Here is an 18,393-nt window from a genome sequence, read left to right on the forward strand (position 1 = left end):
TCCGGAATCATGCGGTAAGATTTAAAAAACCTGTTCCCGATGCTAGTTGGCACCGGAAACAAGGCTTTTAATCAATATAGCTATACATTCTAATTTTAGATAATAGAACTGAATTTTGGACAATATCGACGATTCGACGACTAGTTTTCTGTTACCTATCTGCGAAAACTTCTTTCACTTTGCCAGTTACGTCATGACTTGACGCATTTTCAACCATCATCGCAATCAGGAGGTCCTTTTGATCCGTATTATAAGCCACAAACAAACCGTTTTCCTGACCTGTCTCTTCTCCGGCACCTTTAAGTTCAGCGGTACCGGTTTTTCCGGCGATTTTGATTCCTTTAACAGCAGGATCGTGAGCTGTGCCTTCTGGGCTGGAGACGACTTTAGCCAGTGCATTGTTAATCACTGATGCGGTTTCTGGTGAAATGACCTCAACCGTTTCAGCAGCATCCTCGCCTACTTTAAGCGTCGGTTTGATCATCTCCCCGTTGTTCGCAAATGTCGTATACGCCATTGCCAGGTGATAGGGAGCGATCTGAAGCTCGCCCTGACCGTAGCCAGAGTCAGCTAATAGAATATCGCTTTCACTCAGCGATTTAGTGGATACGGAAGAATTTTCAGTCGGAAATGGGAACTCTACTTCCTGACCGATTTGAAATGACTCCATTCCCTTTTGAAAACCTTCAGCGCCGAGATTCAACGCCTTACGCGCGAAGTAAATATTATCTGAGTGAATAAGCGCTTCTTCAAGCGTAACCTCTGGATCAGCAGGCTTTACGCGCGTGACGTGATATCCACCCCAGCTAGCATCCTTTTGCCATTCAAGCCCGTCAATCTGCTCTGCAGCATTCGGGTCCAACTCTCCATCTCGCAATGCAATCGCAGCTGTTAGGGGCTTAACTGTTGATCCTGGTGAATATGTTTTATTAAATTTCGCCGAAAATGGCCGATCCTTATTATCAACGAGTGCCGTGTATTCTCCTTCATCAAATCCAAGGGTGAAATCGTTTGGATCGTATGCTGGTGAGCTTGTCAGCGCCAGCGTCTCTCCATTTGTTGGATGTAACGCAACGGCCGATCCAGCCTTTCCATCAAGTTTCTCATAAAGCATTTTCTGAACAGATGCGTCAATCGTGACCTGAATGTCCTTCCCATCTACTTTCGGCTTTTCTGCGATCACTTTCTCAGTTCCTTTAACTTCAATTGACCAGCCTGTCTCCCCATGAAGCTCTTCTTCGTAAACCTGTTCGAGACCAGCTTTCCCTATTTTTTCGTAGCTTGAGTATCCTCGTGCTCCATACTCTTCTAAATCCTCTTTCTGTAAATTACGAATATAGCCAGTCAAGTGCGCAGCACTTTCTCCGAATGGATAAATGCGTTCTACCGCATCCCTCTTTTGGACACCGGTAATCCCGGTCGCTTTCTTAACCAGATCACTTTCCGTTGTCATCACGCTCTTAATTGGAACAAATTGCGTTGGATCAGAATGCACCCAGCTCTGGTTCAGGTCTGCTTCAATATCCTCCACACTAATCTTCAACACATCACTTAATTCGGCGATGATGTTTTTTTTATTCGCCTCGATCTGTTCAGGTACAAGACCAACCTCGTAAACGGGTCCATTAAACGCAAGATCCGCACCATTACGATCCGTAATTCCGCCACGCGTTGGTACCGCCGAACGAATCGCTACTTCCTCCCCTTCTTCGAGCTCTTTAAAAATAAACGATGGGTTCCAGTTCACACCGTATATTTCGGAATCCTCTTCCTCAGAAAGAACAAGCGTCGCTTCATGATCAAACGCTACTTCACCTGCAAGCGTCTGCATCGAAACAGAGAACGGGAATGTAACTTCTCCCTTATCATTTGGCTCCGGTTCTTCCTCGGGCTCTTCAAACGTGACCTTCAAATCTTCAACTTCCACATCTCCATAAATAGATGTGTAACGCTCCACAAATTCTTCTTGTGATATGGACTTTTGCGCGGCCGGCGACAATTGGTCGTACATGCTGGCAAATTCTTGCTTATTCCAGTCCTTAACATATGTATCAAACGCATCGACCGGTGATGGCCGGTCCGAACAGCCAGCAAGAAGCAATAAAAACAGACCGAGCACTATGAATAATTTAAGTTTCACAGTCAGCCTCCCCCTCTTTTCCCTATTATTTTCCTTCATTATAGAAGACTTTGTTGTAGGAAGAAAGGAAAAAGGCCACCGAAAGTTACCCTTTAAAGGCGTAAGTTGGACTCCCTTTCACATTCGGTTTCACTCGGAAGACTCCACCTGCATAAGGAAACTTCTTCAATTCTTCCTCACTCGTATTGGTTCTAGCCGTTGTAATATACAGTTCATTTCGTTCTTTTCCACCAAATACGCAGGAAGTGACGTTTACCGCTGGAACGCTCACTTCAAGCAGACGTTTGCCATTGTCAGGATTCCACTTCGATACTTTTGAACCGCCCCAATGGGCAATCCAGAGATTCCCTTCTTCATCACTTGTCATTCCATCAGGCATGCCTTCCCCATCTGGAATCACAATGACATCCACAGGATTACGAATATTGCCTGTTGAGAAGTCATAATCATATCGAACCACTTTTTTCGTCGGTGTATCAATGAAATACATATAACGCGTATCAGGTGACCACGTAATTCCATTTGACGTACTCACATGGTCAATTTTTTTCGTTACTTCCAGGTTTTCATCCAGGCAATATAAGGCGCCTTCTCCTTTTAACCCTTCCATGTGCATTGTCCCTGCCCAGAATCTCCCCGCGGGATCACACTTTCCATCATTGAAACGGTTATCAGGTAAATGACTTTCTGGATCTGTGATCGCTTCGACCTGTTCCGTTGAAAGATTCATAGCGTAAAAGCCTCCGGACATCGCCATGACGAGGCCACCTGATTCTCTCGGTGCAATTGTCCCTACCATTTGTTCCTGCTTCAGTTCAATATTACCTGCTGTCATCGGATTGTAGGCATGAACCTTCTTTCCCTCTATATCAACCCAGTATAGCAGTTGACTCTGATCATCCCAGCTAGGTCCTTCCCCAAATATCGCCCGTGCATCAATAACAAGTGTTGCTTCCATTTATTTTTCCTCCTTTAATAGTTAGTTTCCATAGGATCTCTATTTGTCTTATACCCTCTTTCGTTGTAATTACCATATCATTCTTTACATCTAACCATACGGTTTAATTTCATATTCGTAAAATTCACCTCTACCACAAACAAACAGGCTTCAAAAAGAAGCCTGTTTGAAAGGTCATTTCGTTTCCGATTTTCAGATTTATTCCACGGCCAATTCCTGACTTAATTTGTCTCGAAGAGCACGTTTCAGAAATAGTTTTCGGGATTTCGTCCATAAAAATAATATCATCCGGGAGCCACCATTTCGCAAATTGGGTAGATAAATAGGTTAAAAGTTCCTCTTTTACAATTGCATCATAATCTTCTCAAGACCACACAGGCCACTGGACGTTCCTGCCATTTTTGGTGGGGAATCGCGATCACCGCTGCTTCATAAACCGCTTCATGCGTCATGAGCGCATTTTCGAGATCGACTGAGGAAATCCACTCCCCGCCACTTTTAATTAAGTCTTTGGTACGGTCTGTGATCTGGATATAACCGTTTTCATTCAGTTTCGCAATATCCCCTGTGTAGAGCCAGCCATCTCTAAACGTTTCTTTCGTTCGCTCATCTTTGTAGTATTCATGTGCGACCCAGGGTCCTCGTACAATCAGCTCGCCCATCGTCTTACCATTCCATGGTACATCACCATTTTCATTGATAACCCGCACATCAAGACCAGGAATAACAAGCCCCTGAGAAGCACAGGTATTAACTTTCTCTTCAACTGAAAGGTTGTTCATTTCACTTGTTAAGGTGGAAAGGGAGACGAGAGGACTTGTTTCTGTCATGCCGTAACCCTGAATAAATGGCACATTATGCTTCTCCTCAAATGCTCGAATAATATTCTTTGGTGCAGCGGAGCCACCGCACACAACCGCTCGTAAACTGCTAATGTCGTATGTTTCTTTTTCAAGAAGGTTCACGAATGCCAACCAGATTGTCGGCACACCAGCAGTAAGCGTCACTTTTTCTTCTTCGATAAGAGAGGCAATAACCTGTGGCGTCATATTTGGTCCTGGCAAGACCAGCTTTGTTCCAAACCAGACTGAGGCAAATGGTAACCCCCATGCATTTGCGTGAAACATCGGAACGATCGGCAAACATACATCCCGTTCAGATAGTGCCAGTGAATCAGCTAACCCTGCCGCCATACTGTGCAATACAATACCACGATGCGTATACACCACCCCCTTCGGATTTCCTGTTGTAGCTGAGGTATAACACATTCCTGCCGGGGTGTTTTCATCAAGATCATCCGGAAAAGCAAAATCCTCATCCGCATCCTTTAATAGTTCCTCATACGAATATACGGGTGATAATGTCGTCTCTGGTATCGTTTCTTTATCAGTCATGATGACGTACTTCTCAACTGTTTTGAGTTCTGACTGAACCTTTTCAATCAAAGGTACGAGATCTTCATCCACTAAGAGAATTTTATCTTCTGCATGATTGATCACATATGCTACATGCTCAGGAGATAAACGGATATTTACCATATGAAGAACTGCACCTGTACATGGCACGGCAAAATATGCCTCCAAATGACGGTGATGGTTCCAAGCGAACGTAGCTACTTTATCGCCCCTCCCCATCGAAAGCTTTGATAATGCACTCGCTAATCGTCTCGTTCGTTTTCCATACTCGCGATATGTAAAGCGCTGTACACCGCTCAGCGTTCTCGACACAATCTCCTATTTTGGGAAATAACGTTCTGCTCTATTTAGTAAACCTGTCAATGTTAATGGGGTATTCATCATGCTTCATCACACTCCTTCATGATTTGTTCGAACTGTTCGTGCACGATTGATTGATAAACTGCTCCACTATATGTGGAAACGATTATTCTTCCTTCTTTATTCGATACAAGCCCTCGCGTTTCACCATATGCGTGATCCAGAACTTCACCGATATTGAGAACAGGAAACAGACAGCAATCATATCTCCTACCGAATGCCTCCCACTCGCTCATTGTCCTCTCGAAAAACAGCGCTTTCATTTCTCTGTAAAAATCGCTTGTCGTTGTTTCAAAAGCAAGCGCTCCCCAGCTCTCTTTTCCAACCCCTCTACAGAAGTTCTTCCAGAACTGCGGTTCAAGCGCAGCAAGTGACATAAAGCGATCATCTTTCGTGCGATACAGGTGATAGCAAACAACGCTTCCTTCCCTGCAGCCGCTTATTCTGCGGTTCCCGCTCGCTGCTGTGGAATCGACTGTTCAAACATCTTCTTCACCTTCTCAGGGATTCCAACAGCCACGCCATTAACAGTCTCACCTTTTTCCTTTGATTGCGTAAGGCGCGTATCAATCAGCCCAAATGCCACAGCATTACAATTTATATTAAACTGTCCCCATTCTTTAGCAACTGTTTTCGTCAATCCAATCATTCCTGCTTTAGCGGATGAATAGTTCGCCTGACCGACATTCCCCATTACACCTGCGACAGAAGACACATTTACGATTTTTCGATAGGAAGCTCCTCCGTTTGCAAGCTCCTTTTTTGCTGCTTCTCTCATATATGGCGCTGCGGCACGAGTAAGTTTAAAGGGGGCGATGAGGTGAATATCAACCATCGCCTGAAACTGCTCGTCCGTCATTTTATGAATCAAGCTATCCCACGTGTAGCCTGCGTTATTAACGAGAATGTCTACTCCGCCAAATTCAGTTGCTGCTTTCTCCATGATTGACGTTGAAAAATCACCATCCGTTACATCACCAGGAAAAGCAATCGCCTGTCCTCCTAACTCGTGAATCTCTTTTACAACTTCTGCAACTGGTGCTTCATCTTTGTCAGATACAACTACTCGCGCTCCTGCCTCTGCCATTTTTAGCGCTACCGCACGCCCAACACCTCTTCCAGATCCTGTAATAATGGCCACCTGATTGTTAAGCATGTGTCTCCTCCTTAGATACATGAAACGTACCTGCTAATTTTCTTTCCTCTTTCTCGTTCATTACCACTACCTCGCAAATCAAGAGATCATCCCGCTCTTCTTTAATGAATCCCTTCACTGTCAGCGTTTCGCCAGGGAAGGTCATTTTCTTAAAGCGAACGCCGAATTTCTTTATTTGATCATGCCTGAACCACGTCGTTAATGCCTGACCAGCTATCCCCATGACAAGCATGCCGTGTGCAATCACATCCGGTAAGCCTGCTTCTTTCGCGACAGGTACCACTGAATGGATCGGGTTAAAATCTCCTGATGCGCCGGCGTAGCGTACAATTTGACTGTGAGTGATGGGTGCTTTAGTAAGTGGTTGTAATTGAGCCATCTCTATTCCTCCTATCTTTCGATTACAACTGACGTAGCCAGAAGTACTGTTTCGTTACGTTCATCTTGATACGTCGTCTCGAGTGTAAACAGCTTCATCCCGCTTTTCTCTTTCTGATCGACAACTTTCATTACCGCTGTAATAACGTCACCTGCACAAATTGTTTTCCTGTAATCATAGCTTTGTTCACCATGAAGAACTTTTAACGGGTTCACTTCAAGTAATGCGATCAAGGTCTCAAAGTCTGCCCCACCCCACATATCAATCACGGTTGGAAACGTTGGTGGGACAGGAAGATCCCGATACCCCTTCTCTCTCGCAACCTCTATGTCAGTATAGAGAGGGTTTGAATCACCTATTGCTTTCACAAATTCGCGAATCTTCCCTCCTTCAACTGAGAAAGTAAACGGCTTTGTTTCAATGCCTACTTTGTTCTGAACAGTACTCATGGTTTGTCCTCCTTTCTATAACCCCATATTTTTTGCGATGATGGTTTTCATAATTTCATTCGTACCTGCGTAGATCGCAGACACTGGAATATCACGAAACCGCCTCGCAATCTTGTATTCTTCCATATAGCCGTATCCACCATGTAATTGAAGGCAGCGCTGTGAGACATCCTTCGCCATATCCGTTAGCCAGTATTTTGCCATTGATACTTTCGTCACAATATCTTCACCCGCAATGTGATCTGCTACCAGTGAATCAAGGAACGTGCGGCCGATTTCAACCTGGGTCTTCATCTCGACCATCTCGAACTGGATATGCTGAAATTTTGAGATACTCTGCCCAAATGCTTTCCGTTCCTGAATGTAATTCATCGTCATTTCAACCATATCTTCAGCCGCCACCTGCGCTGCGATCGCTACCAGGAGACGCTCCTGCTGAAGCTTATCCATCAAGTAAAGAAACCCTTTGCCTTCTTCTCCAAGCAGATTTCCCTTTGGTACACGACAATCTTCAAAGAATAACTCGGCCGTATCCTGACTATGAAGGCCTACTTTGTTCAGCTTTCGTCCTCTCGAAAAACCAGGCGTATCACGTTCAACCACAAGCAGACTAACGCCCTTATATGCAGGTGTTGCTTTCGGATCGGTTTTACAAGCAACGAGAACAAGATCTGAGTGAATTCCGTTCGTTATAAATGTTTTCGAACCGTTTAGTACGTAGTGATCATCCTTTAAAATAGCTGTCGTCTTAATATTGGCGAGGTCAGACCCAGTACCTGGTTCCGTCATCGCAATCGCCGTAATGATTTCTCCGGAAACACATTTCGGAAGCCAGCGCTGCTTTTGGTCTTCCGTCCCAAACGACTCCAGATAAGGAACAACAATATCGTTATGAAGACCAACACCTACAAGTCCTGATCCAACACGCTCCAACTCTTCATTAATAATAACCGCAAATCCCCAATCCACATTCAGACCGCCATAAGCTTCTGAAAGCGTTGGACACAGATACCCCTGTGCAGCTAATTTATCCCAGAAACCCCTTGGGATCATACGATCTTCTTCCCACTGTTCAAAAAAAGGCTCGGCTTCTTTTGCCAGGAATTTCCGAAGCGATTTACGAAACGCTTCATGATCTTTCGTTAAATACAAATGTTTCATAACAGAGTAGCTCCTTCTTTAAGATAGTTCCTTACCAACAATTGAAATGAACGATACACACTGCCATGGATATCCGCCTAAATTATGTGTTAAGCCAATCTTAGGTTCGTTAAGTTGCCTCTTCTCCGCTTTCCCCTGGAACTGCAAGTACATCTCATAAAGCATCCGCAAACCGCTAGCACCAATCGGATGACCAAAAGACTTTAACCCGCCATCAGGATTCACCGGCAAATCACCAGTTAAATCAAAGCGACCATTCTGAACATCCTTCCACCCTTCACCTCGTTCGCTAAAGCCCAGGTCTTCATAGATAACAAGTTCTGTTGGAGTAAAACAATCATGCACCTCTGCCATATCAATCTCTTTTCTCGGATTTTTAATACCCGCCTGTTTATACGCCTCCTCTGCCGCTCTAATGTTTTCTCGTATACTCGTAAAATCAAAATCCTGTGTTAACATCCCTTCGCCCGGACCGGCCGCGATACTTAACGCTTTTACATACATCGGATCCTGCCGATACTTCTTACTATCTTCCGTTCGAACGATCACCGCGGCTGCTGCACCATCTGCAACTCCGGAGCAGTCGAGTACACCAAGCGGTGCCGCGACCAGCGGTGACTTCAAGATCGTTTCCATCGAAATTTCTTTCTGATACTGCGCTTTCGGATTTAGCGCACCGTTAGCATGGTTTTTCCACGCAATTCTCGAAAGCACTTCTTTCCCCTGTTTCGCTTCTAACCCATAACGATGAAAATAGGCTGGTGCCAGAAGAGAAAAGGAAGCAGGTGCTGTGATATTTGGTGCCGTGCCATCCCCAGGAGTAGCATTCATCACGAGACCGCTGTATCCTGAGTCTTTTAGCTTCTCAACTCCAACCACAAGTGCTACATCATAGGCTCCTGACGCAACCGCATAGCTCGCATTTCGAAACGCTTCAGAGCCAGTTGCGCACATATTCTCCACTCGTGTGATCGGTATATAATCACTTTTTAGTGCACTGGAAAGCGTAGTCCCCGCATAACCGGAATCCATTGTGCCAATCCATGCGGCTTCTACATCCTTCAATTCGATTCCAGCATCCTGTAACGCTTCATATGCTGCCTCAATCATAAGATCATCCGCACTTTTGTCCCAATGTTCAGTGAATTTAGTGCAGCCCATGCCGACGACAGATACTTGATCGTGTATTCCTTTACGACTCATGATGAACTCCTCTCTTTGGAACCACCTTCCAAAAATAATTATGAATGCCTCCAGCTTCATAAAGCTTTCGGAAGCTAAATTCAACTTCAATACCAATGGAAATGTCTTCAGGCTTACAGTCCGTTACCTGAGCAAGCATGCGGCTTCCGCCTTCAATATCGACAACAGCGAATATGCTAGGAGGTGAGACTGAACTAGCTAAATAGTCGACTGTATACGTTGCTACCTTTGCCTTTTTTCCCTGCAGAGAGAAAGGGGACATGTTATCTTTTTGGTGACACTTCACACACACTCGCTGCTTAGGATAATATGTTTGGCCACAGCTTTCACACTTTGAGCCAATGAGTCCCATATTTTGCTCCTGATTTCTCTTGAGTGCCGGCGCAGAAGGTGTAGGAGCACCTGGACGTCTACCTTCGTCCACCTCAAACAATTCATACCACCTGACATAATCACTATACGATACGCTATCATTCATCGTGTTATCGTAATAAGACAACGGCTTTTCAGCCTGGTATGATGTAATGCTGTCTGTTGTTTCTAACAATAATCCCTCACAGCCATCTCCTATCTGAAGCCAGAGGATCTTCTGGTTGGGTTTACTAACAGATAATGCCTTTACTAGCATCATAGGACCATTAGCTGTGCCGAGATGTCCGATAAGGCTATCGTTCATAACGCTAACCTGCTTCTGATCCACTCCTAGCGATTTTGCTAGATTTAGAGACAGCTTCTGACTCGGTCCCGAAACAACGACATGATCGATTTCCTCAAGAGATGTTTTCGCTGTTGATAGCACTTCTTCAGCACAGGCTCTAACAGATTCAGTGGCAGCATAAGCAACAAATCGATCCTCCCATTGACGCAGGAAGGCATCAGTAGACGTTCGCCACTGGCTTACTTCTTCACTTGCATTGTTAGCACTGGCTACCAATTCCGCAATCACTCCGTCACCTGTTCCGAGCATGAAAGACACAGCCCCCGCACCCATTTCTGCTTCGAGTGGGCTCTTTGGCTTTGTAAGACGCCTGTCAGACATGGTAAGAAGAACAGGGCCTGCCTTAACTGCATCAAGACCAGAGAGAAATGCATTCGTTGCTGCCCGCAGCCCGCTTCCATAATCGATCGTTCTCGTGGAAGCTGGTAATTGCAGGGCTTTCGCAATCGTTACGCTGCTTAACTTTTCCTGATAAGGGGAGGTTGTGGAAGCAAAGTACACGGCTTTCGGATCGTATTTCCTAAACGGGAAGGATGCATTTACAGCCATCGTCAGGCTATCTTCATCAAAATGTGCAACAGTCTTTGTTCCTTTACCAGCATAACTGCCATGGAAGTTTGCTACTTCCTTTCTGGACATACGATGGTGAGGGAGATAGACTTCGTACGCGAGAATTCCTTTCATTATAATCCTCCTTCTATTTTTGCGGTTGCTCTTTAAACGTTTCACGCAACTGATATTTGAGAATTTTCCCAGACGCGTTTCGTGGCAACTGATCGACGAAAAAGAGTTTTCTAGGAATCTTGTATCCTGCGAGAGATTTGCGGCAGAAGCGTTGGAACTCTTCTTCATTAATCGTTTCGCCAGGTTTTGGCACGATAACACCTGCTACCATCCCTCCCCAGACTTTATCTGGAATCCCGATCGTGGCAGCTTCAAGCAACTGTGGATGTTCATACATCACTTCTTCGACATAGAATAGACATTTTCACCACCAGAGATCATCATATCTTTCTTTCGATCAACAATCGTGATAAAGCCTTCTTCATCAACCTGTGCTAAATCGCCGGTATGAAGCCATCCTCCTTCAAACACTTTTTTTGTTTCTTCTGGTTTCTTATAGTACTCTTTCATTATGGTTTCGCCGCGAAGGACCAGTTCACCTACTCGTCCTACTTGAACATCTTCCATACTCTCATCAACGACACGTGCTTCTGTGAAGAAGAAGGCTTTTCCACCACTCCCAAGCTTCGTTCCATGGTCTTCTGGCATTAAAATGATGCCGCCAGGTCCTCCTTCTGTTAATCCACATAAATTGTAAAATTGGTCCGTACTAAACAATTCTATACTTTGCTTCACGATCTCTGGAGCCATCGGGGCTGCTCCATAGGCACATCTCGTAATCGAAGAAAGATTAAAATTCTCCTTGTTCGGTACTTGAAGTAGATGCGTGTACATAGCAGGAACACCAAAGAAAAAGGTGATTTTTTCCTTATCAATCGTTTCCAATGTGGATATTGGATGAAAATCCCGGTGGATGATATGAGTCGCACCAAGGAAGAATCCTGTAATCATAAATAGATTCAACTGAGTAGAGTGAAAAAGAGGTGCAATATGTAAAGAACGAACTTGATGTGCAAATGACTTCTTGAATTAGAGTATTGCCACTACGACTTTTCTCCACGTTTTCAGCTAATTCATCGTCACAGAAAACAAACTTTGTGTCCGACTGCTCAAGAATGTACCTCACTTCCTTGCTGACCAGTCTGAAATTAATTGGAACGAGCACAGCTCCGATCTTTGCTGAAGCATAAAAACAAACAGCATAATCATCGGAGTTCTTCATCACCAAGGCAACTTTATCGCCTTTTTGAACATTCAGGTTCTTTAATCCGTTAGCCAGACGATTTACTTTTTCATTGAACTCACGGTACGTGTATCTCTTATTACCATAAACAATCGCTTCTTTATCCGGATGTCTCCTCGCATTCATCGCCATTGTGCTTCCAATATTCATGTACTAACTCCCCCCTATTCTCCTTTATGATTTTTCACATAACTTTAACCGTAGCATTACAAACTTCGTGTTCTGCGCCATTCAGTATAGAGATCATAATGGTTAACAGCCCCCTACCGTTTGAAAGAGCCTGTTTGCTCTCTACAGTAAAGTGACCGGTCAAAACATCTTCAGGCCTGACTGGTTCTTTCCAAATAATGCTCTCTGCTCCAACGCCGCCTAAACAATCTGTTCCAAGCACATCCATTCCGATAAACTTCGCCCACACAACTGAAATAGTATGAAATCCTGACGCGATGATTCCCTGATATGGTCCTTTAATCGCTTCCTGTTCATTCACATGAAAATATTGTGGATCATAGCCCGTAGCAAAGTCGTAAATGTCTTCTTTGCTAACCGTTATTGAATCAGTCGTAAATGACTGCCCTTCATGAAATGTAGAGAAATACATCATCTTCCCCCTTTCTACTCGCTTCTGTAAAATGCAAGAACTGTGCCAATTTTCATGCCCCACAAACCCCTTACACAGCAGTTACCTACTTATGTCCATTAAATTAAGCAGTGTCCAGATTCCGGACAAATAGAAAAAAGCGTCCAGATTCTGGACACTTTATAGGCAATCATGAATACTTTTTCAATTTTTCATAGAGAGAAGAACGACTGATTCCGAGTAGCTCTGCTGCCTTTGATTTGTTACCATTACACTTCTTTAATGCATTTTCAATCGCATCCCATTCAAAATCCATTCTAGTTTGTTTTGAAGCATGGCGAACTTTCTCCATTGTTCGAAGCATATAGTCAGGAAGATCTTCCTTTTGTATATTTCCATTCTCAGCAAACGTCATCGCTCGCTCCATCACATTGCTTAATTCCCTAACATTACCTGGCCAGTGATAGGATTTCATATATGCCAATGCATCTTGCTTCACACCGGTAATACTGGTCCCAATAATCGAGTTAAACGATTCCATAAAGTGCTCGATTAATCGTTCAATATCAGCTTCTCGCTCCCTTAGAGGAGGAATATGAAGGGAGATGACATTTAATCGATAATACAAATCTTCTCTAAACTTCCCTTCATTCACAAGTTCTTCAAGTGGCTGGTTCGTTGCGGCCACAATTCGAACATCAACGTTAACACGACTAGTTCCACCAACACGATAGAACTCTTTTTCCTGAAGGACGCGAAGCATTTTCGCTTGAAGGGAAAGCGACATATCTCCAATTTCATCAAGAAAAAGTGTCCCACCATTAGCTAAATCAAACTTCCCAATCTTGCCTTTATGAGCTGCACCTGTAAATGCCCCATCTTCATAACCAAAGAACTCCGATTCAAGTAGCTGTTCCGGGATCGCAGCACAGTTCACCGTGACGAAGGGTTTCAATTGACGCCCGCTTGAAGAATGAATCGAATGTGCAAAAAGTTCTTTTCCGGTTCCGCTCTCTCCGCGGATTAAGATTGTTGATAATCCCTTCGCTGCTTTAGTTGCAGTCCGAACTAGTTTTTCCATTTCTTCATCCTGTGTGATAATCTGCTCCCATTGGAATCGACTCATGTCTTTCTGCTTTAATTGGTCTTTGTAATATTCGACTTGATTCTCCATCAACTCTAATTTCTTAAAAACTTTCTTGACATCTTCAAGCTGTCTGTATGTAACCTTACCAATTGCCCCTATCATTTCATTGTCCTTAACGATTGGTATACGATTTACAATATATTTAATGCCCTTTACTTCTAAAAAGTCACTAACCTCTGCGTTTAGCGACTGAAATACGGATAGGATGTTTAACTGAGGGAAAATCTCATTCACATGCTTTCTCATTACCATTTTTGTCAATTGAAAAAAGCTCACATAACGGTGGGCTGACCATTTGAATACAACCTTCTTTATTCACCATGACTATACCATCATATGCATACTCCATCGCTGTATCTAATAACCCCTTTAATCCCTGGACTATTTTCAACTCAGAGGCCATTTCTTCTACTTCGGAAACATCCTGCATTAAAATGATATAACCAGTTTGATTCAACTCCCTATGATACCTTGAAGCCCGGACAATAAAATAGTTCTCTTCAATCCGAATTTCCTTTACATTCGGTCTTCCATTTCTGGAAAGAAATCTAGACTACTCTGGCCATTTAGAGCTGTTCTATTTAAAAATTGCTGTGCTTTTTCATTACTATAAACGACCGTAAAGTTGTCATCAGTCATTATTGCCCCTAGATGAGAGGAGTCAAGAATCTGTTCAAGCATATGTGATAACGATTTCGTTTGCTGAAACAGCGCACTAATCATATCTGTTTTTGTAAACACACCAATCGAGTTAAATCTTTATCAACCACAATTCCTGTACCGACAGAGCTTTGTTTAACAAGGCTCTCCACTTCTTGATAAGGAATATGTGCATCAAGTGTAACAGCATCCCTGACAACGTATGGCTCAATCGAATCGATTGATCTTCCTCCAGAAATAATCATGTCTGATAGAGATGTTCTTGTAAAAACACCATAAAGTTCACCTTGATTGGTGACGACAGGGACGACATTAAATTTGAACTGTTTCATAAGTATGACAGCTCTTTCTAGTGTATCCCCTATTCTTAGTGTTTCAGAAATAGGGGTCATTATATCTCGGAGAATCATATGTATCCCCTTTCATTTTCTAAACCTTCTAAAATCGTTCATTAGGATTTTTATGAACCTCTATGAATTAAATTCGAGAAACCGAGACATTCCCCTGCAGTTCAACAATATTCTCTTCCTAAAAAAAAGTACACTTCACAAACGAAGTGTACTTTTTACCATTAAATTAAAAACGGGTTTGCTAAGTCAGTCCACTGGTACTTCTGCCCCCAGCTTTCCTTCGCTAATGTTGATACTCGATCAATGAGCTCATTTGGGATAATTGATAGGTCGCCCATTTCATTTGGGTTATAGTGATATGCATAAACACGTGCAAGAAATTGATCAAACGGAAGGGATGCCTCGCCTTCCTCCTCGCCATGATTCCGGACGGTTGATTTAATTCCCTGTCCCCAGTCCTGGCCGCTATCATTATTCGGATTGTAGAAGTAAACTCTTGTTTCACCAGAAGGATCAGACGTTATCCTTTGAATTGAGATTGCATGAAGTCCTAGCAGGTCAGCATTGGCTGTTGTCACAAAAATACCGACAGGGTTTGGATAGATCAGCTGATGCCCTTCATTAAAATCCGGGTGGTGCGTCGCATAAAACAATCGTGCAAAATGATCGTAATCAGCTACAGCACCTGTTACAGGATTTAAGACAGATGAGAATTCCTTTGAAATCCACTGACCATAGAACTCTGGATTTACAAACTTATGACCATCCTCACCGCGCAACGAACTTCGCTTCATCATTTCATCGTAAACGCGATCAAGATGCGGCACGAGAATAAGTGATACGGCATCAAGCTCTTTATGAAGATCAGGAGCAAGTCCTCCAGCAATGAGTGAAGAGTTAATTTCTGCCCCTTCAAATGAAATGTCCACCTCGCCATCACGACACGCTCGAGCCACGAGCTCAAGTAGAAAACCAGGATCGTGCTGTGACCAGAGACTAATGCCACGCGCAGATTGGCAAGTTGGATTCATGCCCTGCCCGATCCCAAGCGGCTGTCCGAGTACGCTTAAGATACCTGAAAGCAGGATACCAACTGGCGTTATATCGTCCGGATCATTCCGTGATGCCAGTAAATCCTTTTCCACTTCAGGTAGCATATCAATTTCAATCATACGCTCTAATCCTGGAATAACCGGTGGTGATGATAAGACACCGCGCTCTAGCATTCTTGCAAGACCATAGAGTGACTGCGCAGTTGATGGGTGAATCGCAAGTGAGATCAACTGCTTGACAAGCGTAAAGTGCTCATTTAAGTTCGCTTCACCTTTCTCGGTTAAACCAAGCGTCAGGACTAGTAAATTTGTTGCGTCTTCTTCAGCTAAAAGACGCACTAGCTTTGCTTGAATTGGCGCAACGAGACCTGTTTCGCGCATTACATCTGCAAACTTCTCTGCTTCTAGTTCTTTCTCCATATCTGATAAAGCATTAAATTGACTCTTATACGTTATAAAGTCAGGATAAGATTTACTCAGCTTTGTCGGTGCATTCACGCTATCATGGTAGCGCTGGATGCTGACACGTCCTTCAGCTCCAAGATCTTCTGAAGAAAGGAGGTTTTCTGCATATCCAATCATTTCTTTAATCCGACCGACCATTATTGGACGTTGAGCAGTCAGGCGATCAATTTCATTTATAAAAGTGGATGATAGGGCCCCTAATGATAATTGGTTTGAAAGGAATTGAAAAAGTAGAAGGCCTCTCTTTTGAACTTGCCCCTGATTAATTCGTGCTTCCTCGGTTTCAGGAGGAAAAATCAAATGAAGATTAAGCGCCATTATTTTATTTAAAAAGTCTCTCGCTTCGTCAGCGGAAAGATTCGGATGGTTGTATGTTCCCTTCGCAATCGCAAGTACACGAAGCTCACTCAACACTTCTAAAATGGAGTAGTTTCCGTCTATTTTAAATGAACCACCTACAAGTGGCGGTTGAAGTTTACGCGGGTTTTCCCAAGGTCCACCTTCAAAAATCCCGGACTGATCATACTCACCGGCAAGGTCAAATAATAGCTCGAGTTTATTTTGATCAATGAGAACGGCAGCGTCTGATAACAGTTCTTCTAACACAATGGGATTCTGACGATTTTCCTTAAATGACTGAAGAGTACTCGCAAACTTTTGCTGTTCTGAATTTGAAAATGATGTTTCCATTTCCATGCATCCCCCAATATTTTCAAGATAGCTATTTGTACCCCAATTCAGAGAAAGAAAACCGCTTCCAATTACCTAATAAAATCCAACAATGGAGGAAATCGCGGATAAACGGTGAATATTGCTGATATAACGTAATTTTCCCGGATAAAAATATTTTTTAGCGGATATCATTACAAATCCGCGTAATTTAAGGCTGTCACCAGCCTATTCCATGATCAACATGTTATTTTCTTCTTCCGTCACGTATATAAAAGTAACTGCCGAAGATCCTCCTTCGACAGTTACAACACAAGATTATTTAAATACACCTGCATCCATTTCTTTTAAAATCTTCGTTTCATCTTTATGAATCGATAGTTTAAGAGAAGGAGCTAGCGTGCCACCGAAGTGATTGAACTGGAACTGCTCTGACTGCTGGCCAAGTTCATCAATTGTTACGCCATTCAAGTCATAGAAGTTTGCAAAGCTGATGACTGTACCGTTAGGCATAACCATCCATGAGTAAGTTTGATATGGCTCGTTCTCAGGGTTCGCAACAACAAGACCGCTATCATTAAGTGGTTCATAGTTAGAAGTTAACGAGTCCGATACGAAACCGTAAAGACCATCTGGGCCATCAGTTCCTGGAGCAAATTTGTTTTTGTGCGTATCAGTGAAAAGGTAGTATTTATTCCCTTTCGTTACGATATGTGGCCGCTCAAGTTCCTGGTTCAAGCTATTTGCTTCCATAAGTGGAGGCATGATTTCAAACTCAGTGTACTCATCGTTCTCTGCTTTCGCAATACCGATGTTACCATTAAATAGTTTCGACTCTTCCGGTACATCATCTACTGTAGCGAAATCTTCTGATCCGATATGCTCCTGTTCAACAGAACGCTCTGCAGGCGTGCCGCCAGAGTTTCCTTCGAATAGGATATATTCTTCACCCGATTTAGGATCTTCAAAGAACCATGGGTCACGGAATGCATAAGCAATGTCTCCCTGCTTACTTTGTTCCATAGTCTGGTAGTACTCGCCATCTGGTTCAAGAATGACTTCGTGATCAGACCAGTTATTGAACTCAATGCCCTTACTTGATGCATCAACATCAGCTGAGGCCTTTACAAGACGCTGCTCATAAGTAAGCTGTTCCTCACCTTTACGACCAGTTGCTGTATAGAAGAAATTGATTTCGCCGTCTTCAATCATGGCAGAACCTGCCCACTGACGTGAACCTAGCTGCTCTTCATTGAAAACAGTTCCGCCAAGTTTCCAGTCTTTACCGTTCTTCGAAACGAAATAACGAATTTCAGCAATATCGTGACGCTTCCCTGGCAATACATCACTAGGTGCAGTAAGTGAGAAAATCACTTTGTATCCGTTTAGTGTTGCGATTGAACCATCTTTGTTTCGAAGAGGCCATGTATCCCAGATGTGGTAATCCGGGGCTATTTGCTCAAGATCCTCTGTGTTTATTTCAGGTGCTGTGTTGTCTTTGTTCTGAACAATTTTTGATACGTCTTCTCTTGTCCAATTAGATGGTTCAACGTCTGCTGCAAATCCAGTAGCAGGAGCAAAGCTTGAGAACAGGATAGCGAATCCGAGAACGGAAGTCGCTACTGTTTTTGAAAACTTATTCATGTGTGTAAGTCTCCTTTATT

At 43.4% G+C, this 18,393-nt stretch carries 19 protein-coding genes and 1 pseudogene; all 20 read right to left on the bottom strand.

The genetic code is table 11. The annotated features are described in order from the left end of the window. Positions 1 to 151: 151 nt before the first annotated feature. The 20 genes and pseudogenes from ABFG93_RS06645 to ABFG93_RS06740 all read right to left on the bottom strand — a co-directional run bounded on the left by ABFG93_RS06645 (position 152) and on the right by ABFG93_RS06740 (position 18,373). Positions 152 to 2,140 (bottom strand): penicillin-binding transpeptidase domain-containing protein, encoded by a 1,989-nt coding sequence (locus tag ABFG93_RS06645; protein ID WP_347551687.1) that lies wholly within the window; start codon positions 2,138 to 2,140, stop codon positions 152 to 154. An 85-nt stretch (positions 2,141 to 2,225) separates the two neighbouring features. Continuing rightward, a complete protein-coding gene (locus tag ABFG93_RS06650; RefSeq protein ID WP_347551689.1) occupies positions 2,226 to 3,098 on the bottom strand; it encodes an SMP-30/gluconolactonase/LRE family protein in 873 nt (290 codons plus the stop codon). A 198-nt stretch (positions 3,099 to 3,296) separates the two neighbouring features. Beyond that, a pseudogene (locus ABFG93_RS06655) lies at positions 3,297 to 4,897 on the bottom strand (long-chain fatty acid--CoA ligase). Next, positions 4,894 to 5,316 (bottom strand): CoA transferase, encoded by a 423-nt coding sequence (locus ABFG93_RS06660; protein WP_347552776.1) that lies wholly within the window; start codon positions 5,314 to 5,316, stop codon positions 4,894 to 4,896. The pseudogene ABFG93_RS06655 and the gene ABFG93_RS06660 overlap by 4 nt, the downstream one beginning before the upstream one ends. Beyond that, the gene (locus ABFG93_RS06665) at positions 5,313 to 6,029 is read right to left on the bottom strand and encodes an SDR family NAD(P)-dependent oxidoreductase (RefSeq protein WP_347551691.1); all 717 of its coding nucleotides are present in this window, start codon (positions 6,027 to 6,029) and stop codon (positions 5,313 to 5,315) included. The genes ABFG93_RS06660 and ABFG93_RS06665 overlap by 4 nt, the downstream gene beginning before the upstream one ends. Further along, entirely contained in the window at positions 6,022 to 6,408 is a 387-nt protein-coding gene (locus ABFG93_RS06670) for a MaoC/PaaZ C-terminal domain-containing protein (protein WP_347551693.1), read from the bottom strand. The genes ABFG93_RS06665 and ABFG93_RS06670 overlap by 8 nt, the downstream gene beginning before the upstream one ends. Before the next feature lie 11 nt (positions 6,409 to 6,419). Continuing rightward, on the bottom strand, positions 6,420 to 6,857 hold the full coding sequence (locus ABFG93_RS06675) for a MaoC family dehydratase N-terminal domain-containing protein (protein ID WP_347551696.1): 438 nt from the start codon (positions 6,855 to 6,857) through the stop codon (positions 6,420 to 6,422). Between the two features lie 15 nt (positions 6,858 to 6,872). Next, positions 6,873 to 8,018, bottom strand: a complete 1,146-nt coding sequence (locus ABFG93_RS06680) for an acyl-CoA dehydrogenase family protein (RefSeq protein WP_347551698.1) — start codon at positions 8,016 to 8,018, stop codon at positions 6,873 to 6,875. An 18-nt stretch (positions 8,019 to 8,036) separates the two neighbouring features. Next, positions 8,037 to 9,221, bottom strand: coding sequence for an acetyl-CoA acetyltransferase (locus ABFG93_RS06685; RefSeq protein ID WP_347551699.1), 1,185 nt, complete (start codon positions 9,219 to 9,221; stop codon positions 8,037 to 8,039). Continuing rightward, positions 9,211 to 10,623, bottom strand: coding sequence for an OB-fold domain-containing protein (locus ABFG93_RS06690; RefSeq protein ID WP_347551701.1), 1,413 nt, complete (start codon positions 10,621 to 10,623; stop codon positions 9,211 to 9,213). Before ABFG93_RS06690 ends, ABFG93_RS06685 begins: the two co-directional genes overlap by 11 nt. A 13-nt stretch (positions 10,624 to 10,636) precedes the next feature. After that, positions 10,637 to 10,900, bottom strand: coding sequence for an AMP-binding enzyme (locus ABFG93_RS06695; protein WP_347551703.1), 264 nt, complete (start codon positions 10,898 to 10,900; stop codon positions 10,637 to 10,639). Next, positions 10,900 to 11,514 (bottom strand): AMP-binding protein, encoded by a 615-nt coding sequence (locus ABFG93_RS06700; RefSeq protein ID WP_347551704.1) that lies wholly within the window; start codon positions 11,512 to 11,514, stop codon positions 10,900 to 10,902. Before ABFG93_RS06700 ends, ABFG93_RS06695 begins: the two co-directional genes overlap by 1 nt. Then, positions 11,435 to 11,956, bottom strand: coding sequence for an AMP-binding protein (locus ABFG93_RS06705; protein ID WP_347551706.1), 522 nt, complete (start codon positions 11,954 to 11,956; stop codon positions 11,435 to 11,437). Before ABFG93_RS06705 ends, ABFG93_RS06700 begins: the two co-directional genes overlap by 80 nt. Before the next feature lie 34 nt (positions 11,957 to 11,990). Continuing rightward, positions 11,991 to 12,410, bottom strand: a complete 420-nt coding sequence (locus ABFG93_RS06710) for a MaoC/PaaZ C-terminal domain-containing protein (RefSeq protein ID WP_347551708.1) — start codon at positions 12,408 to 12,410, stop codon at positions 11,991 to 11,993. Between the two features lie 166 nt (positions 12,411 to 12,576). Continuing rightward, complete coding sequence (locus tag ABFG93_RS06715; protein ID WP_347551710.1) at positions 12,577 to 13,767, bottom strand: sigma-54 interaction domain-containing protein; 1,191 nt, start codon at positions 13,765 to 13,767, stop codon at positions 12,577 to 12,579. Then, entirely contained in the window at positions 13,760 to 13,990 is a 231-nt protein-coding gene (locus tag ABFG93_RS06720; protein ID WP_347551712.1) for a hypothetical protein, read from the bottom strand. Before ABFG93_RS06720 ends, ABFG93_RS06715 begins: the two co-directional genes overlap by 8 nt. Positions 13,991 to 14,049: 59 nt before the next feature. Further along, a complete protein-coding gene (locus ABFG93_RS06725) occupies positions 14,050 to 14,172 on the bottom strand; it encodes a hypothetical protein (protein ID WP_347551714.1) in 123 nt (40 codons plus the stop codon). Positions 14,173 to 14,252: 80 nt separating this feature from the next. Further along, a complete protein-coding gene (locus ABFG93_RS06730; protein WP_347551716.1) occupies positions 14,253 to 14,603 on the bottom strand; it encodes a CBS domain-containing protein in 351 nt (116 codons plus the stop codon). A gap of 161 nt (positions 14,604 to 14,764) precedes the next feature. After that, on the bottom strand, positions 14,765 to 16,750 hold the full coding sequence (locus tag ABFG93_RS06735) for a hypothetical protein (protein ID WP_347551718.1): 1,986 nt from the start codon (positions 16,748 to 16,750) through the stop codon (positions 14,765 to 14,767). A 297-nt stretch (positions 16,751 to 17,047) separates the two neighbouring features. Then, the gene (locus ABFG93_RS06740; protein WP_347551719.1) at positions 17,048 to 18,373 is read right to left on the bottom strand and encodes a glycoside hydrolase family 68 protein; all 1,326 of its coding nucleotides are present in this window, start codon (positions 18,371 to 18,373) and stop codon (positions 17,048 to 17,050) included. Between the last annotated feature and the right edge of the window lie 20 nt (positions 18,374 to 18,393).

The organism is Pseudalkalibacillus hwajinpoensis (assembly GCF_039851965.1).
GTDB classification, from domain to species: domain Bacteria; phylum Bacillota; class Bacilli; order Bacillales; family Guptibacillaceae; genus Guptibacillus; species Guptibacillus hwajinpoensis_E.

What these genes read in the sequence shown, in the direction of transcription:
- ABFG93_RS06730 (WP_347551716.1), bottom strand. Translation starts at nt 14,603, where the DNA reads ATGATTCTCCGAGATATAATGACCCCTATTTCTGAAACACTAAGAATA.
- ABFG93_RS06705 (WP_347551706.1), bottom strand. Translation starts at nt 11,956, where the DNA reads ATGAATATTGGAAGCACAATGGCGATGAATGCGAGGAGACATCCGGAT.
- ABFG93_RS06665 (WP_347551691.1), bottom strand. Translation starts at nt 6,029, where the DNA reads ATGCTTAACAATCAGGTGGCCATTATTACAGGATCTGGAAGAGGTGTT.
- ABFG93_RS06700 (WP_347551704.1), bottom strand. Translation starts at nt 11,514, where the DNA reads ATGATTACAGGATTCTTCCTTGGTGCGACTCATATCATCCACCGGGAT.
- ABFG93_RS06690 (WP_347551701.1), bottom strand. Translation starts at nt 10,623, where the DNA reads ATGAAAGGAATTCTCGCGTACGAAGTCTATCTCCCTCACCATCGTATG.
- ABFG93_RS06725 (WP_347551714.1), bottom strand. Translation starts at nt 14,172, where the DNA reads ATGACTGATGACAACTTTACGGTCGTTTATAGTAATGAAAAAGCACAG.
- ABFG93_RS06650 (WP_347551689.1), bottom strand. Translation starts at nt 3,098, where the DNA reads ATGGAAGCAACACTTGTTATTGATGCACGGGCGATATTTGGGGAAGGA.
- ABFG93_RS06685 (WP_347551699.1), bottom strand. Translation starts at nt 9,221, where the DNA reads ATGAGTCGTAAAGGAATACACGATCAAGTATCTGTCGTCGGCATGGGC.
- ABFG93_RS06680 (WP_347551698.1), bottom strand. Translation starts at nt 8,018, where the DNA reads ATGAAACATTTGTATTTAACGAAAGATCATGAAGCGTTTCGTAAATCG.
- ABFG93_RS06695 (WP_347551703.1), bottom strand. Translation starts at nt 10,900, where the DNA reads ATGTATGAACATCCACAGTTGCTTGAAGCTGCCACGATCGGGATTCCA.
- ABFG93_RS06675 (WP_347551696.1), bottom strand. Translation starts at nt 6,857, where the DNA reads ATGAGTACTGTTCAGAACAAAGTAGGCATTGAAACAAAGCCGTTTACT.
- ABFG93_RS06670 (WP_347551693.1), bottom strand. Translation starts at nt 6,408, where the DNA reads ATGGCTCAATTACAACCACTTACTAAAGCACCCATCACTCACAGTCAA.
- ABFG93_RS06710 (WP_347551708.1), bottom strand. Translation starts at nt 12,410, where the DNA reads ATGATGTATTTCTCTACATTTCATGAAGGGCAGTCATTTACGACTGAT.
- ABFG93_RS06735 (WP_347551718.1), bottom strand. Translation starts at nt 16,750, where the DNA reads ATGGAAACATCATTTTCAAATTCAGAACAGCAAAAGTTTGCGAGTACT.
- ABFG93_RS06740 (WP_347551719.1), bottom strand. Translation starts at nt 18,373, where the DNA reads ATGAATAAGTTTTCAAAAACAGTAGCGACTTCCGTTCTCGGATTCGCT.